Source organism: methanotrophic endosymbiont of Bathymodiolus puteoserpentis (Logatchev), from assembly GCF_900128525.1.
Taxonomy (GTDB): domain Bacteria; phylum Pseudomonadota; class Gammaproteobacteria; order Methylococcales; family Methylomonadaceae; genus Methyloprofundus.
In genome coordinates this window covers 41,376-57,538 of record NZ_FQTQ01000083.1, presented here as the reverse complement: position 1 = coordinate 57,538, position 16,163 = coordinate 41,376, and the positions used below count along the sequence as shown (strand labels likewise).

The 16,163-nt window shown below is 39.3% G+C and carries 13 protein-coding genes and 1 pseudogene; 6 read left to right on the top strand and 8 right to left on the bottom strand.

What is annotated here, in order from left to right; all coding sequences use genetic code 11:
- The 6 genes and pseudogenes from BQ7314_RS07250 to BQ7314_RS07225 all read left to right on the top strand — a co-directional run.
- Positions 1-227: pseudogene (locus tag BQ7314_RS07250) on the top strand (urease accessory protein); the annotation flags it as partial.
- A gap of 158 nt (positions 228-385) precedes the next feature.
- Complete coding sequence (locus tag BQ7314_RS07245; protein WP_174483032.1) at positions 386-721, top strand: ArsR/SmtB family transcription factor; 336 nt, start codon at positions 386-388, stop codon at positions 719-721.
- Positions 722-796: 75 nt separating this feature from the next.
- Complete coding sequence (locus BQ7314_RS07240) at positions 797-1,804, top strand: ArsJ-associated glyceraldehyde-3-phosphate dehydrogenase (RefSeq protein WP_174483031.1); 1,008 nt, start codon at positions 797-799, stop codon at positions 1,802-1,804.
- A 10-nt stretch (positions 1,805-1,814) separates the two neighbouring features.
- On the top strand, positions 1,815-3,014 hold the full coding sequence (gene arsJ / locus BQ7314_RS07235; protein ID WP_174483030.1) for an organoarsenical effux MFS transporter ArsJ: 1,200 nt from the start codon (positions 1,815-1,817) through the stop codon (positions 3,012-3,014).
- Positions 3,015-3,168: 154 nt separating this feature from the next.
- Complete coding sequence (gene msrP / locus BQ7314_RS07230) at positions 3,169-4,116, top strand: protein-methionine-sulfoxide reductase catalytic subunit MsrP (RefSeq protein WP_174483029.1); 948 nt, start codon at positions 3,169-3,171, stop codon at positions 4,114-4,116.
- Positions 4,116-4,712 carry a protein-methionine-sulfoxide reductase heme-binding subunit MsrQ gene (locus BQ7314_RS07225; RefSeq protein WP_174483028.1) on the top strand — a complete coding sequence of 199 codons (597 nt, stop codon included), beginning with the start codon at positions 4,116-4,118 and terminating at the stop codon, positions 4,710-4,712. Before msrP ends, BQ7314_RS07225 begins: the two co-directional genes overlap by 1 nt.
- Positions 4,713-4,754: 42 nt before the next feature.
- On the opposite strand, the gene BQ7314_RS07220 is transcribed toward BQ7314_RS07225, so the two are convergent.
- From BQ7314_RS07220 to BQ7314_RS07185, 8 genes are all read right to left on the bottom strand, one after another.
- The gene (locus BQ7314_RS07220; protein WP_174483027.1) at positions 4,755-4,955 is read right to left on the bottom strand and encodes a hypothetical protein; all 201 of its coding nucleotides are present in this window, start codon (positions 4,953-4,955) and stop codon (positions 4,755-4,757) included.
- 279 nt (positions 4,956-5,234) lie between these two features.
- On the bottom strand, positions 5,235-5,969 hold the full coding sequence (gene phoU / locus BQ7314_RS07215; protein ID WP_342590399.1) for a phosphate signaling complex protein PhoU: 735 nt from the start codon (positions 5,967-5,969) through the stop codon (positions 5,235-5,237).
- Between the two features lie 12 nt (positions 5,970-5,981).
- Complete coding sequence (gene pstB / locus BQ7314_RS07210; RefSeq protein ID WP_174483026.1) at positions 5,982-6,815, bottom strand: phosphate ABC transporter ATP-binding protein PstB; 834 nt, start codon at positions 6,813-6,815, stop codon at positions 5,982-5,984.
- A 55-nt stretch (positions 6,816-6,870) separates the two neighbouring features.
- Positions 6,871-8,529, bottom strand: coding sequence for a phosphate ABC transporter permease PstA (pstA, locus tag BQ7314_RS07205; RefSeq protein ID WP_174483025.1), 1,659 nt, complete (start codon positions 8,527-8,529; stop codon positions 6,871-6,873).
- Positions 8,530-8,569: 40 nt separating this feature from the next.
- The gene (locus BQ7314_RS07200) at positions 8,570-10,816 is read right to left on the bottom strand and encodes an ABC transporter permease subunit (RefSeq protein ID WP_174483024.1); all 2,247 of its coding nucleotides are present in this window, start codon (positions 10,814-10,816) and stop codon (positions 8,570-8,572) included.
- Positions 10,817-11,049: 233 nt separating this feature from the next.
- On the bottom strand, positions 11,050-12,033 hold the full coding sequence (locus tag BQ7314_RS07195) for a PstS family phosphate ABC transporter substrate-binding protein (RefSeq protein WP_174483023.1): 984 nt from the start codon (positions 12,031-12,033) through the stop codon (positions 11,050-11,052).
- A 92-nt stretch (positions 12,034-12,125) separates the two neighbouring features.
- Positions 12,126-13,478 (bottom strand): UDP-N-acetylmuramate:L-alanyl-gamma-D-glutamyl-meso-diaminopimelate ligase, encoded by a 1,353-nt coding sequence (gene mpl, locus BQ7314_RS07190; RefSeq protein WP_174483022.1) that lies wholly within the window; start codon positions 13,476-13,478, stop codon positions 12,126-12,128.
- Positions 13,479-13,997: 519 nt separating this feature from the next.
- Complete coding sequence (locus BQ7314_RS07185) at positions 13,998-15,947, bottom strand: dynamin family protein (protein WP_245394939.1); 1,950 nt, start codon at positions 15,945-15,947, stop codon at positions 13,998-14,000.
- Positions 15,948-16,163 lie beyond the last annotated feature (216 nt).

Below are 16,163 nucleotides of genomic sequence, written 5' to 3'. Positions count from 1 at the left end.
CACTGCAATCAGTCGAATCAGTTATGACAGGCATGTTATACATCTTGATGTTTGGTATCGGTTCAATCATTGGTATGGCTGCACTTTCCTTCATTATTGCCATCCCATTAAGGCAGTCAGCAAAAGGAATTGCATGGCTAAACATTAGTTTACAAACCATCATTGGCCTAGTGACAATAGTTCTAGGCACAACATTAATTTATGATATTGGTGGACAGATAGTTTAATTTTCCACAACAAAAATATTTCCTGAATTCATGTCATGAGCGCATAATCCTGCATCGTTCATACACTCTCCAGAGTAAGTTTGCACATTTCTCCTTGCATGCTAACACTAAAAACTCGTACACTTGCTTATATCTGCCTAAGCAAATATAATTGTCTTATGAATACAGATATCCTAGCTAACCTTTTCAAAGCACTCTCCGAGCCTATCCGTTTACGCATCTTGGCTTTATTGCTAAAAAAAGGGGAGCTTTGTGTTTGTGATTTAGTTGATACTTTAAATTTATCTCAAAGTGTCACCTCGCGCCACTTAGCATATCTACGCAATAACAAGATTGTCACGGCTAGACGTGAAGGCGTTTGGATGTACTATCAACTAACTGGTTACGCTCAATCAGAGTTGAAACCACTCTTTAATTTTATTCACGACAATATTGCCAATAGTAAAGAAATACAATCTGACCTTGCTAATGTAGGCAAGACAAAGAACTGCTAAGGTAACGCGTTATAAATAACCAGTAAAAACCGCCTAGATACATCTGTTTATCCGTATATACGTTAAGAGAGAATTATGACTATTAAAATAGCAATCAACGGCTTTGGCCGCATGGGTAGACTGGCATTCCGTGCCGCATGGGATTGGCCGGAGTTTGAAATTGTACATATCAATGAAAATGCAGGTGATGCTGCAACTGCCGCTCATTTGCTTAATTTTGATTCTGTGCATGGCCGCTGGGAACATGTTGCTGACAGTGAAAACAACAAACTTATAATCAACGGTCAGTCAATCAGCTATAGCCAAAATACGATACTTGAAGATACTCCGTGGCATGAACTTGGCGTTGATATTGTGGTCGAATGTACCGGTAAATTTAAATCCAAAGAAGCGCTCGCCCCTTACCTTAATCAAGGCATTAAAAAAGTTGTCGTTTCCGCGCCAATTAAAGATGGCACTTTAAATATTGTGATGGGCGTTAATGATCACCTTTATGACCCTAAAGTACACCAAATTGTCACTGCAGCTTCTTGTACCACCAATTGCATTGCGCCCATCGTTAAAGTTATTCATGAGAGTTTTGGTATTAAACACGGCTCAATTACTACTATTCATGATATGACCAACACACAAAGTATTCTTGATGAATATCATAAAGATTTACGTCGCGCCAGAGCTAGTGGCTTATCGTTAATTCCGACTAGCACAGGCTCTGCCACAGCGATCACTGAGATTTTCCCTGAATTAAAAGGTAAATTAAATGGTATTGCGGTGCGAGTTCCTTTAGCAAATGCCTCTTTAACCGATTGTGTATTTGAAGTTGAACAGCCCGTTACCGTCAAAGTTGTTAATGCCGCGTTAGAGGCTGCCGCAACGGGCAAGCTAAAAGGCATTTTAGGCTATGAAAAAAAACCATTGGTATCTGCTGATTACACCAATGACACTCACTCCAGTACAGTAGATGCTTTATCAACAATGATCATTAATGGTACGCAAGTCAAAATATTAACTTGGTATGACAATGAAATTGGTTATGTGCAGCGCATGATGGAGTTAACTAAAAAGCTGGCGCAATCACTCTAAGGACCAGTTCATGAATACGCCTATACGACAATACATGGTAGTCACTGCAAGCTACTGGGTCTTTACGCTGACCGATGGCGCTCTCAGAATGCTGGTGATTTTGTATTTCCACCAGTTAGGTTACAGCCCATTTGAAGTCGCTAGTTTGTTTTTGTTATATGAGTTCTGCGGCGTTATCACTAACTTAATTGGTGGGTGGCTTGCTGCACATATAGGCCTAAATACCTCCCTTCACTTTGGCCTAGCGCTACAAATTGTTGCTTTATGCATGCTTCTAGTTGAACCTTCTCTGCTCAGTGTTGTCTATGTAATGGTCGCTCAAGCCATATCAGGCATTGCTAAAGACCTGAATAAAATGAGTGCAAAAAGCAGCATTAAACTTTTAGCGCCTAATAATGCACAAGGCAAACTATATCAATGGGTGGCTCTACTCACCGGTTCAAAAAATACCTTAAAAGGTATTGGTTTTTTTCTCGGAGCAACACTTTTAACATTGCTAGGCTTTAGAGCTGCAATTGCCATTTTGGCATTCTGCTTAATAATCGCTTTAATGGTAAGCTTTTTATTACTACAAAAAGATTTAGGAAAAACTAAGTATAAACCTAAATTTACAGATATTTTTTCTAAAAGCTCTGCTGTTAACCAGTTATCAGCCGCACGATTTTTTTTATTTGGTGCTCGTGATATTTGGTTTGTGATTGCCTTACCGGTATACCTCCAAGAGCATTTATATTGGGATTATACTGAAGTGGGCACGTTATTAGCCGCCTGGGTTATCGGTTATGGCTTTGTTCAATCCGCTTCTCCTTTAATAACCGGTATACGCCGAGGAAAAATACCTGATGGTAGGACAGCCATGCTTTGGGCAACGTTACTAGCAATAATGCCACTCGCTATAGCCGGTTTTCTACAGCAAGGCTGGCAAGCAGACAGTGTGTTAATTATTGGTTTATTAGCCTTTGGTGCAATATTCGCTGTTAATTCTGCTGTGCATTCCTATCTTATCATCGCTTACGCGAAAGAAGATGGAGTGTCTCTGGATGTAGGATTTTATTATATGGCTAATGCCTTAGGCCGCTTAGTTGGTACTCTCTTATCAGGCTGGGTTTACCAATCATATGGCCTAATTTCCTGCCTTATTGTTTCTGCTATATTTATTATGATTACCAGTCTACTTTCCATTGCATTGCCACGGCATCATGCAATTTAGAGCGGACTAAAGTTCGCCCTACCGGCATTACACAAGCTTTCATATAAGTAACTTGCTCAGAAAAAAACAACGTCGCACGCCTAGTTGTTTTATATCGATTTTCAGTTATAGTTATCACTCACGTACTGAATAAAACAGCTTAAGGGAATTAATTATGCTAATTAAGGAAAAATCAACTATTTTAAGCAGCGAAATCACCGACAAAGCTATTTTTCTAAACCGCCGGAAAATCATTAAAGCCGCTGCAGGGCTATCTATTACCTCGCTACTGCCTAACACTGCTACCGCAGAAAAAGCTAAAAAATATGCACAAGTACCTAGCGGGCCTTATTCTGCCAATCTACAAGTAACCAGCATTGAAGATGCCACTAATTACACTAATTATTACGAATTCAGCACCAACAAAAAAGACTCTACCATTTTAGCCCGGCCATTAAAAACGAGTCCTTGGACGATTACGATTGAAGGTGAAGCGGAAAAAACAGGGGAATTTAATTTAGAAGACATACTCAAAAACAACCCACTTGAAGAGCGCATTTACCGATTTCGCTGTGTCGAAGCGTGGTCTATGGTAGTTCCGTGGATAGGATTCCCTCTCGGTGCGATGCTGCAACAATTCAAACCTACAGCAAAAGCAAAATTTGCCGAATTTACTACACTATATAACCCAGAAGTCATGATCGGACAGCGCGGTAAATCTCTCGACTGGCCTTATGTTGAGGCTTTAAGAATCGATGAAGCCATGCACCCCTTAGCCTTTATAGCAACAGGCATGTATGACGAAGACCTACCCAAACAAAATGGCGCGCCATTGCGCTTAGTTGTACCATGGAAATACGGGTTTAAAAGTATTAAAGCCATTGTCAAAATTCGTTTCAGTGAAACCATGCCAGCCACTGCGTGGAATAAAATGGCAGCAGGTGAATATGGCTTTTATGCTAACGTAAATCCGCACGTACCACATCCACGCTGGAGTCAAAGCAGAGAACGCATATTAGGTGCTAGTATTTTCACACCAAAACGCAAAACCGAATTATTTAATGGCTACGGCGAACAAGTTGCCTCACTTTATACGGGTATGGATCTTAAAAAGCATTTCTAATGCATTTATCCAGAACCCATTGGGTTGTTATAAAAATTAGCATTTTCTTACTCAGCCTGACACCTTTCCTGCTCTTAGTTAACGACACACTGCGCGATCAATTAGGTGCGAATCCTGTTGAAACTTTACATTTTACATTAGGTGATTGGGCTTTACGTTTTCTCTGTATCACTCTTGCCTTAACGCCACTAAGAAAACTACTACAACAAAGCTGGCCGATACGCTTTCGGCGCATGATGGGGCTGTTTGCCTATTTTTATGCCAGCTTACATTTTTTGGTTTATATCCTTTTGGACTTATCCCTTTCTTGGACACATTTTATTGATGAAGTCCCGCAAAGCCCTTATATTCTAGTCGGACTGCTGACTTTTCTACTGCTCACGCCTCTAGCACTAAGCTCAAGCAAAACGATACAAAAACGCTTAGGTAAACATTGGCTGCAATTACATAAATTAGTCTATATAGCCGGTATCAGCGCTATCACCCATTATTTATGGTTAGTAAAATCAGATATAAGTGAGCCACTTTTTTATTCGGCCGTGATGTCGATATTATTAGGAACTCGATTAATTCTGTACTTCAAAAAAACAACGTAGGATGGAAAACGCTCGCGCTATTCCATCCTACGCCTATCTAGATTAATTATTAGGGCCTTCATTTAATGAAGATTTTTCAGCCACAAGTACGACGATCAATCCTAGCAGCATCATTATATCAGGAATAACCGAACCATCTGCCTGCACACTGGCCACCATTCCAAGAATAATAATGAGCATCCCCATAATGGCTACATAGCCCCTTACGCCTTTTGAACTCTCGCTTTCAATATTTAAACCCATTATTCTCTCCGATTTAGATTATGTCTTTACCTATTTTATACGCCAGAAAGCTTATTTAACAAGAGATAAAAGAGCAAGCATAGGGCAGAGTAAGATTTTTCAGCAGAAAGGAAGGCAATAGGTAAGTCACAGCCTTGTGAAAATTGAGGCACTAGCTGAACTCTTCATAAACAAATTGTAAATAAAATATCGACCAGATTTTAATATGATGGCTCCAAGCTAAGCTTTTGCTTGTCTTCCATACAAGGTATCTTGCATCGTAAAGTTAATCACTTGAAGTTAAGCGCTATGACCTAATACCGCCGCCTTAACCTTATCATCAGGAATATGCCTAACATCCAAGCCTTGTACGGCATAAATCACATAATCACAAACATTACCAGCATGATCACTAATTCTTTCTAGGGAGCGAATCGCGTTCATAATATTTAGTGTACGCTTAATATTACGGCTATCCTCCATCATAGATAAAGTAAGCTGACGAAAAATACTAATATACTCTTCATCAACGTCTTTATCTCGTAAAACTACGTCAACTGCGCTCTCTACATCTAATCGTGCAAAAGAATCTAGTGCGCCATTTAATATGGACCTGACTAGCTCTAACAAATGCTTTAGCTCATGAAAATCCGTATATCCTTTATTAAATTCTTCTAGTTTAATTGCCATATCAGCAATACGCTTAGCTTGATCACCAACACGTTCTAGCTCAGTAATCGCTTTAGAAATAGCAATTAATAAACGTAAATCAAAAGCAGCTGGCTGCCTTTTAGCAATAATTAACAAACAAGACTCATCAATATCATGTTCTAAATTATTAACATCAGTATCACTTTGGATCACTTTTTCAGCTAATTCAAGATTGCCTGTCACTAAGGCTTCCACAGCATCCGCTAACTGTTGCTCAACAAGACCGCCCATGATTAAAAATTGATTACGGATATCTTCTATTTCTTCATTAAATTTATGAGAAATATGCTTACCTATTTGCTGCTTTTCCATTTTTTTACTCACTCAATATCGTTTTTAGCCGTAACGACCGGTAATATAATCTTCAGTCTGCTTTTTCTCAGGATTAGTGAAGATAGTATTGGTATCTCCAAACTCAATTAAATCGCCCATATACATAAAGGCAGTGTAATCAGAAACTCGCGCTGCTTGTTGCATATTATGAGTAACGATAACAATGGTATAGGTTTCTTTCAACTCATTAATTAATTCTTCAATTTTTAATGATGAAATAGGATCCAGCGCTGACGATGGCTCATCTAGCAATAAAATTGTCGGCTCAATAGCAATTGCACGCGCAATAACCAAACGCTGCTGCTGCCCACCAGATATGCCTAGCGCATTATCTTGCAAACGATCTTTTACTTCATCCCAAATCGCTGCACCACGTAATGACTTTTCTACTACTTCATCTAAAATTCGACGATCATTAATACCTTGAATACGCAAACCATAGGCAACATTTTCATAAATAGACTTAGGAAAAGGGTTCGGTTTTTGAAAGACCATACCGACATGACGACGCAATTCAGCAACATCAACACCCGGCTGATAAATATCTTTACCTTCGATACTTATCTTACCTTCGATTCTAGCAATATCAACCAAATCATTCATACGATTAATACAACGCAATAAAGTCGATTTACCACAACCACTTGGGCCGATATAAGCCGTCACTTGCTTCTTCGGTATCTCCATATTAATTCCATGCAGAGCCTGTTTCTCTCCATAAAACAAGTTTAAGTCTTGTATTTGTATACTCGTTTCATTCTTACCTTTATTGGATTGATTTTTTTGTGCAATAGCACTCATATCAATGGCATGTGTACGTACAGGTTCTGAACTCATAAGATCACTCAGTTTATTTTTGAAATAATATTCGATATTAACGGTGTAGCCGCCATTAATTTTCTAAGGCTTTATACTTCTCGCGTAAATGGTTTCTGATATTAACCGCAAATAAATTTAAGCTAATAATCACCATGACCAATAATAATGAGGTTGCATAAACTAGTGGTCTAGCCGCTTCAACATTCGGGCTTTGAAAGCCCACATCATAAATATGAAAGCCTAGATGCATAAACTTTCTGTCCAAATGCATAAAAGGGAAATTACCATCTAAAGGTAGCGTCGGTGCTAATTTTACCACGCCGACCAACATTAAAGGGGCCACCTCCCCTGCCGCTCGTGCAACAGCCAAAATCAAGCCCGTCATCATTGCCGGGCTTGCCATAGGCAATACGGTCAACCATAACGTTTCAGCTTTTGTCGCACCTAATGCCAAACTCCCTTCACGAATTGATTTAGGGACACGCGATAAGCCTTCTTCGGTGGACACAATAACAACGGGCAAGGTCAATAGAGCTAGCGTCAATGAAGCCCAAAACATGCCAGGCGTACCATAAGTTGGTGCTGGCAACGCCTCAGGAAAAAACAAACTATCTATATTTCCCCCCAAAATATAAACGAAAAAACCCAAACCAAATACACCATAAACAATCGAAGGTACACCGGCTAAATTATTCACAGCAATTCGTATAATACGGGTCAAAATGCCTTGCTTAGCGTATTCACGCATATAAATAGCAGCAATCACACCAAATGGCGTAACAATCACCGCCATAATCATCACCATCATAATGGTTCCAAAAATAGCAGGAAAAACACCCCCTTCGGTATTTGCCTCACGTGGCTCTTCGCTTACAAATTCCCAAGCCTTCGCGCCATAATGCCCAATCTTCTGCAAAAAACTCATTGCATTAGGTTGATAGTAAAGTACAATTTTTTCTAAAGGGATTTCAACTTTCCGTCCACTCGCGACTGTTGCAGTTAAACTATCGCGCCTAATTTCCTGATTAAGATCAGCTAAATTTGCTTGTAACCCCTGATATTTTTTTTCAAATTCCAGTTTCTCAGCAGCAATTTCCTGCTTAGCCCTGGTGTTTAATTTTCCCTCTAACTCTAATTTCCGCTCTTTTAAACGCAGTCGCTCTAGTTGGTAATTAATCGCACCAATCTCCCCTTTTTCAATATCTTTAATTTGCTCAAAGATATCTAAGGTACGCACCATTCGTTCCTCTAATACTGTCCACGCCTGTTCCCCCTGGGCAACCACTTTTCCATTTTCTTTTATAGTGTCTAAATAACCATAAAAGTTACCCCATTCACGGCGCTCAAGTACCATTAAGTTTTCAGGGTAATCGGTTTTCTTAATATCTTTTCCGAGTAACCAACGAAAATCCAAACCACTAATATCTCTATTACCTGTTTTAACCAAGTACTGTGTTAAGCCTGCTGCTGCTTGTTCCGGCGTATAACCTGCTGCTTTGGCAAGCTCAGGCTTTAATACTTGCTGGTCAACTATTTCACCTGCGAGGGTGATAGGCTGCTCATTCGCTTTTTCCACATAACGAATAGAAGCAACATCGGCGGGCCAAAAATGCCCCAGCCCCCGTATTGCTATTAAAGCTAATAAGCCAAACACCATAATGAGACTTAAACTGACTGCCGCTGCATTTAGCCACACCCAAGGTGCACCCGTTTTGAACCATTCACGCATCATACCGGCACCTTTAAATCTGAAATTGTATAATTAAGTATTATCATAATGAACTATATTTTTCACGGAGACGTTGACGAATAATTTCAGCCAAGGTATTAAAAACAAAGGTAAAGGCAAACAACACTAAAGCAGCAAGAAATAATACACGGTAATGCGTACTATCAACTTCAGCCTCAGGCATTTCCACAGCAATATTCGCCGATAAGGTACGCATTCCCTGAAAGATACTTAAATCCATAACCGGCGTGTTACCCGTTGCCATTAATACAATCATTGTCTCACCTACCGCACGCCCTAAACCAATCATAACAGCGGAAAAAATACCAGGACTGGCAGTTAATAGCACAACTTTGGTCATCGTTTGCCAAGGCGTTGCGCCTAAAGCCAAAGAACCAACCGTTAAATGCTTAGGGACACTAAAAATAGCATCTTCCGTAATAGAGAAAACCGTCGGAATAACGGCAAATCCCATTGCTATACCAACCACTAAGGAGTTGCGTTGATCATAGCCTATTCCCCACTCATTGTTAAACCAAGAAATCAAGCTTCCACCAAACATCATATTTTCTATAGGGCTACTGATGCTAATCGCAAAATACGTTGCCAAAATAATAACAGGGACTAATATAAGCACTTCAGTCCCCTCCCCTATGCGTAATCGTATATTTTTAGGGATATATTGCCACATATAAGCGAACAACAGCACTGCAACAGGGAGCGCACATAAAATACTAAACACCGCCATCAAGTTCTCTTCCACAAAAGGAGCTAACCAAAGGCCAGCCAAGAAGCCTAAAATGACGGTCGGTAAAGCTTCCATAATTTCAATACTTGGCTTCACCACTCTACGCAAACTAGAGGTCATAAAATATGCAGTATAAATAGCCCCCATAATGGCTAGTGGTACAGCAAGCATCATTGCGTAAAATGCCGCCTTCAAAGTCCCAAAAACTAAGGGCGTTAAGCTATATTTAGGTTCAAAATCATTACTTGAAGAAGAAGATTGCCAAATATAATCAGGCTTAGGGTAGCTTTCATACCAAACTTCTTGCCAAATAGATTTGATTGAAACTTCTGGATGTTCATTCTCAACACCCCAGATATAAATCATACCCTGCTTATCTTGAAGCAGGAAAACATTAGCCCTCGGTGACATAGCCAACAATTCCGGTTGCGCTGAAGTAATTTTCTCTCTCAACAACTCCCTTTCAGCAGTTGAGTGATAAACCCCAACAACACCTTTAGCATCGACCACAATAAAACCTTTTCTGCGTTGCTCACCATCAATATCGGTAATCGCATAATCTGAAACTTTAAAGGCACGTAACTTTTGTAGTGATATATGGTTACTCATATCACGCACTGCGCTCCACTGCGAAACCAAGCCTGTACTGTCACCCGCCAACAAAGAAAGCTCGCCCGTCAAAAACACTAAGCTTGTTAACTTACTTCCTACATGTAATAGCTCAGTGTGCTGAATAAGCCGAGGACTTTCTTTATCACTAATATTAAACATACTTAAGCGCCCCGTACGGCTCGCTAAATATAAATTGCGCTGCTCTTTATCGAGCAAAATATATTCAAGGTCCTTAGAATCAACATCGATTTCTACATCAACACGCTCAAAACTTTCATCATCAGAAAAAAGTGACTCTTCTTTAAAAAAGTTAGTTAATAGTACTCGGTTATCTAACGTTCTTACGACTAAGGTAGTCCCTGATTCACCGACTCTAAAAGCCAGATGAGTAATTGCTTGACCTTGAGGGTCTATCTGCAATGCTTGTTCACCCTGAGGAAATTCAATCTGCGGAGTAATAAAGCGCTTATTATCAGGATAAGTTATTTGATATTTATGTCGTGCAATAATGACACCACCATTGCTTAAACCATATGCAATATATCCTCGCGATGGCGTACCAACACTAAAACTAGTTATTTTTGCATCACTAGGAACGACTGAGACTATGTTACGAACCTTACCCGTTGCTGTAGCAAAGAAAACTGCTTTACCTTGATCGGTAAAACGTGCCGCAACTTCATTTTGCTCCTCTGTTGCGAGATACAGGCTCTTACCCGCTGATTTTTCAGGTAATTCATATTGATATAAAGCATGAGCATCTGCCGAAACAAATAGCGGATAAACCACATACATTAAATAGAAGAAAATTAAGACAATGGCGACAATAACACCCAGACCACCGGCAACGACGCCATAACGGGTGAATTGGTCTTTTATCTTACGCCACTTTTGATAAGTTTCACTTATCTGAAGTTTAGATGCTGTCATAGTTTAACGAACAAAATAGTTGTATCATAAATCAATTATACAAACTTTATATGACAAAAACATGAATCAACTCTTGCTCACAAAAATAACAAGCAAAAAAAACTAGGAGCTATTAAAAATAGCACCTAGTTAAATTCAATCTCATTTCTACTTAAACAACAAGGACTATAGTAGATTTGATAATGTGGCATCCCTGCCCAATAATATCCATATCATCCATCCATCCTGAAAACTTATAACAATTCAGCCAATGACTTCTTAACTACTTTAGCTGGCAATGGGATATAACCATCTTTAATAACAATTTTCTGGCCTTCTTTAGACAAAACCATTCTGATAAACTCTCTTTCTAATGGCGCTAAAGCTTGATTAGGTTTTTTGTTAACATAAACATATAAGAAACGTGCTAATGGGTATTTACCTGACAGTGCATTTTCAGGTGTCGCCGCAATAAAAGCCCCCCTTGCTTTCTTAGTCAAAGCAACAGCCTTAACTCCCGATGTTTTATAACCAATACCTGAATAACCGATACCATTTAATGAAGTTGAAACAGACTGCACAACAGAAGCAGAACCAGGCTGCTCATTTACATTATTCTTATAATCACCCTTACATAACGCTTTTTTCTTAAAGTAGCCGTATGTACCTGATACTGAGTTACGACCATATAACTGAATACTTTTATTTTTCCAAGACCCCGTTAAACCCAGATCACCCCAAGTTGTTATATCTGTTGGATAGCCACATTTACGTGTAGATGACATAATCGCATCAACTTGCGGAATCGTCATACCTTCAATAGGGTTGTCTTTATTGACATAAACGGCTAAAGCATCAATAGCAACAGGAATCGCTGTAGGCTTATAGCCGTACTTCCTTTCAAAAGCATCTAGCTCCTTATCTTTCATTTTACGGCTCATAGGACCAATATTAGCCGTTGCTTCAGTCAATGCTGGAGGCGCAGTAGATGAACCTGCCGCTTGAATTTGAATATTTACATTTGGATAGTTACGCTTGAATGACTCAGCCCATAACGTCATTAAGTTAGCTAAAGTATCAGAACCAACGCTTGACAAATTACCCGATACACCACTTGCTTTTTGGTAGTCAGGAAGTTTAGGGTCAACTGTTTGTACTGCGTTAGCTGAAGTACTTACTAACACTGCTGTAACAAAACCAGCCGCTGCTAAAGATCGCACTTTAGACGTAATTTTCATTTTTAAACCTATCACTAAAATTAAGATACCAGCTATTATGTACAGCAAATATGACAACCATATTACAGAGCAGAGAGTATTTTTGCAGCCTGCTATTTTAACTCACTCTTTATACGCTGATAGATACCACCAAAACTACCATTGCTCATTATTAAAAAGTGACTTTGTGCGGCAACTTCTTGCTGCAATTTAGTAACAATCTCACCTATCGACATACAAATTTGAATCTTATCAGTATAAACTTGCAGCTCACTTAAATCCCAAGCTAAATTTTCCGACTGATAAATAAGCACTCTATCTGCCAACCTGAGCGCACTTGCCAATTCATTACGATGTACACCCATGCGCATAGTATTTGACCTAAGCTCAAGCACGGCAATAATTTTCTCAGAACCTACATGCTGACGTAAGCCCTCTAAAGTCATTTTAATCGCAGTGGGGTGATGGGCAAAATCATCATAAATCGTCGTACCGCGAATTTTAGCAATGACCTCCATACGCCGCTTGACATTTTTAAACTGGGCTAATGCTGCTATTGCATCAACAGGCAACACCCCTATATGCCTTGCTGCTGCAATTGCAGCTAAGCCATTATGTACGTTATGCAAACCAGTCAAACCCCACTCTACTTGCCCGTGTTTTTCATTGGCAAATAAAACCTCGAATTGACTACCATCCTCCTTAACTAATGCCGCTTGCCAGTCAGCTTGCTGTCCTATAGCTGTTTCTTGCACAGGTGTCCAGCAACCCATGGTTAACATATCCTGCACATTAGCATCTGCTTGAGGTGCAATAATTAAACCCTGCGCAGGAATAGTTCTAACTAAATGATGGAATTGTCGTTTAATTGCCGATAAATCATCAAAAATATCAGCATGATCAAATTCTAAATTATTTAAAATGACTGTTCTAGGTCGATAGTGTACAAACTTAGAGCGTTTATCAAAAAAAGCGGAATCATATTCATCCGCTTCAATAACAAAAAAATCTGTTTCTCCTGCACGAGCAGAAAGTCCAAAATTCATTGGAATACCACCAATTAAAAACCCAGGCTTAAACCCTTGGTACTCCAAGATCCAAGCCAACATACTACTTGTAGTCGTTTTACCATGCGTACCCGCTACCGCTAAAACCCACTTATCTTGCAATACATATTCAGAGAGCCACTGTGGACCTGAGGTATATTTCAAGCCTAAGTTCAAAACCGCTTCTACTTCAGGGTTACCACGCGATATAGCATTACCAATAACCACTAAATCGGGATTTATTGTCAAATTCTCAGCCTTATAACCGTGCATTAAGTGTATACCTTGCTCAGTTAGTTGAGTGCTCATAGGCGGGTAAACATTTTGGTCTGATCCACTAACGGTATAGCCTAGCTCTCTAGCTATCAAAGCCACCCCCCCCATAAATGTACCGCAAATACCTAAAATATGAATATGCACACAACCCTCCTATCTAAGGTGCGAAGATTAAATTAATGAATGTTATTGATGCCTTACTGCAGCTGCTACAAAACAGCAACCATAAGCCAAAGAAAGCTATTTACTAAGAATTTGAGGATCATATTATTCGGAGGAGGAAGAACGAAACAGCAAGGCACGCTCAGAGACACTACCATTAAGTTAAGAAATTAGCTCATTGGGGCGCAGTGCTTTAGCCTGCTTTCATAGCTGGAAATAACAGGCTAAAGCACTGCGCCCCATATTCTATTGCTCTTAACTTAATGACAGTGACGCTCAGAGAGGAAAAAAACAAGAATACAGGCTATAAACCAATATATAAGCCATTGATTTTACCAAATAAAAATATAAGTTCTCATTTTTTAATAGACGCAAAAATATCGTAGGATGTGCTGAGGAACGAAGTGCATCCTACATAATTTTAATATCTCAAATACCTGTGGATAATGAGAAGTTACAAAAAAACAGCATAACTGGTTGTGTTTAAAAATGACTAGCCGCTTATTTCAAGGCTGCTGCACTAGTGTCTTTGTACTCAGTAATATTATCTACTTTCATTGCCTTAATAATCATTTTTAACTCCCTATGCTGCTGCTTTAATGGACCTAATTCAGCAGCAAGGTTAGCAATATTTTCTTCAATACTTTCTTTCGACCCACTAATTTTACGTAACATTTGCAAACGGCTTTCAATTTGCTTTTTATGGTCTTTAATTTGATGCATCAAAGGCGAGAGCACACTATTACTCCAAGTTGTTGCATCTTTATTCGCACGCTTCAGTACTTCACGTGCTTTTGAGATAATGGTACTGTATAACTTTTTCACCACAACACTTTGCTCAGTCATGGTTGTTCTAGCACTAGAGCGAAAAAGCTCTCCTTCCTCAAAGATTTGCTCTAACTCAAATTGATATTGCTTAATTGAAAATAACTTCGGCTCAATTTCTTTAAAGCCGTACTCATCTCTAAATTTCTTATGAATCGCCTTTACTAAGCGGCGAGTTTCATTTGTTGTATCAACTGCGTCTTGTAATAAATCACGCAACTCATCAAACAACTTGCGAATATTCTGTTTCATGCCGTAAGTAGTCAGGCTTTTAGACATGTCATCTTTAGTACGACGAATAACCTCATCAATCCTCTCTTTTGCCAAAGAGTCCACTAGCATTCTAGCTTGCACACTAAAAACTCGGCGGCTGGCTTGGAAGTTTTCCACATTAACTAAATAAGCATTTTGACGGTCACGTGTTTCGGCCATCAATTTCCCCGTCATATCAGCATTTTCAAAATCTATTTTCTTAAATTCCTCCAATTGAGCCATTGCATTTTTATATTTTATCTCAGTCAGGCTTAGGGACTCCTTAACTAAGAAACCAATATTATGCGCCACGGTTTCCATTAAAATAGTGCGCCGATGCTGCAAAATGTTATCTGACAAATAGTTTTCTAATCCTGCCAAACGACTTTTCTCTAGCAAGGCATCATCAGATTTAATTTTCGCTAACAACGCCTGCTTAGCAGAGACCGGAAAGATTAACTCTTCACTGACACCTAAAATGGATGCAGAATTTTTAACCTGTGAAGCAATTGATGCGTCATAACCGGCATCTCCAGCTAAATCATCCCACATAGAATCAATTTTATTCATGACCACAGCAAGACCTTGCTTGCCAGTACCTCGAGCTATACTGATATGATTGCGCCACATTTCCAAGTCACTTTTTGTTACCCCAGTATCAGCTGCCAAAACAAAAATAATGGCTTGTGCGCTAGGCAACATATTTAAAGTCAATTCGGGCTCAGTACCCAAGGCATTTAGCCCAGGCGTATCTAAAATACACAAGCCTTCTTTTAGTAAAGGATGAGGGAAGCTAATTAAAGCATGCCGCCAACAAGGTATTTCTACCTCATTTCTATCTAGCATCCCTAATTCAGCTGCTTCACGCTCATTCCATAAACCCAATTTATCCGCATCTTCCTTAGAAACTGTTTTAACAGCCACTAATTCTTTAAAAGCTTCTTGCATTTGTGCAGGTGAATTACAATCCAGATCAATTTGCATCCATCGTTCTGGGCTTTGTTTGTATTCAACCAAAGAAATATCTTCCAAGCGACTTTCTATATTCAATAAACGAATATAACTACCCGCTTCATCATAAAATAGTTCCGTCGGGCACATCGTAGTACGTCCAGCAGATGATGGTAATAACCTGATACCTGTTTCAGCAAAAAATAAGGAATTAATAAGCTCAGTTTTACCACGAGAAAATTCAGCCGCAAACGCCAAGGTAATACGATCATGACTCAGGCCATTCAGCATATTTAACAAGGTATCTGTACTATTCGGGTCGCTTAACCCATAACGGTCACGCCACTCTCTGTACATTTCAATTGCTTGGACAATTTCTTCTCGCCATTGCGAATATTCATGTAACTGCTTTTTAAATTCCATACATCCCGTGCCTTATCGCTGATATTGATAGAAACCGCAATTTATATCATTTGAAATAACAAACCATCTAAACTCAATGCCTACACCTATAAGACGAATTGTAGCCTAAAAACAAAAAACTGCTAAAAAATAAACGATTTTTCTAAGTATTTCTTACCAATGCCTGTGCCAATTACTTCTTTCTAACAATTATGAGCATCAATTTAGGGCTAACTC

Excerpts from the sequence above, each read along its gene's own strand:
- BQ7314_RS07220 (WP_174483027.1), bottom strand. The coding sequence starts at position 4,955 with ATGGGTTTAAATATTGAAAGCGAGAGTTCAAAAGGCGTAAGGGGCTAT.
- BQ7314_RS07195 (WP_174483023.1), bottom strand. The coding sequence starts at position 12,033 with ATGAAAATTACGTCTAAAGTGCGATCTTTAGCAGCGGCTGGTTTTGTT.
- pstB (WP_174483026.1), bottom strand. The coding sequence starts at position 6,815 with ATGAGTTCAGAACCTGTACGTACACATGCCATTGATATGAGTGCTATT.
- BQ7314_RS07245 (WP_174483032.1), top strand. The coding sequence starts at position 386 with ATGAATACAGATATCCTAGCTAACCTTTTCAAAGCACTCTCCGAGCCT.
- BQ7314_RS07200 (WP_174483024.1), bottom strand. The coding sequence starts at position 10,816 with ATGACAGCATCTAAACTTCAGATAAGTGAAACTTATCAAAAGTGGCGT.
- BQ7314_RS07240 (WP_174483031.1), top strand. The coding sequence starts at position 797 with ATGACTATTAAAATAGCAATCAACGGCTTTGGCCGCATGGGTAGACTG.
- arsJ (WP_174483030.1), top strand. The coding sequence starts at position 1,815 with ATGAATACGCCTATACGACAATACATGGTAGTCACTGCAAGCTACTGG.
- BQ7314_RS07225 (WP_174483028.1), top strand. The coding sequence starts at position 4,116 with ATGCATTTATCCAGAACCCATTGGGTTGTTATAAAAATTAGCATTTTC.
- BQ7314_RS07185 (WP_245394939.1), bottom strand. The coding sequence starts at position 15,947 with ATGGAATTTAAAAAGCAGTTACATGAATATTCGCAATGGCGAGAAGAA.
- pstA (WP_174483025.1), bottom strand. The coding sequence starts at position 8,529 with ATGATGCGTGAATGGTTCAAAACGGGTGCACCTTGGGTGTGGCTAAAT.
- msrP (WP_174483029.1), top strand. The coding sequence starts at position 3,169 with ATGCTAATTAAGGAAAAATCAACTATTTTAAGCAGCGAAATCACCGAC.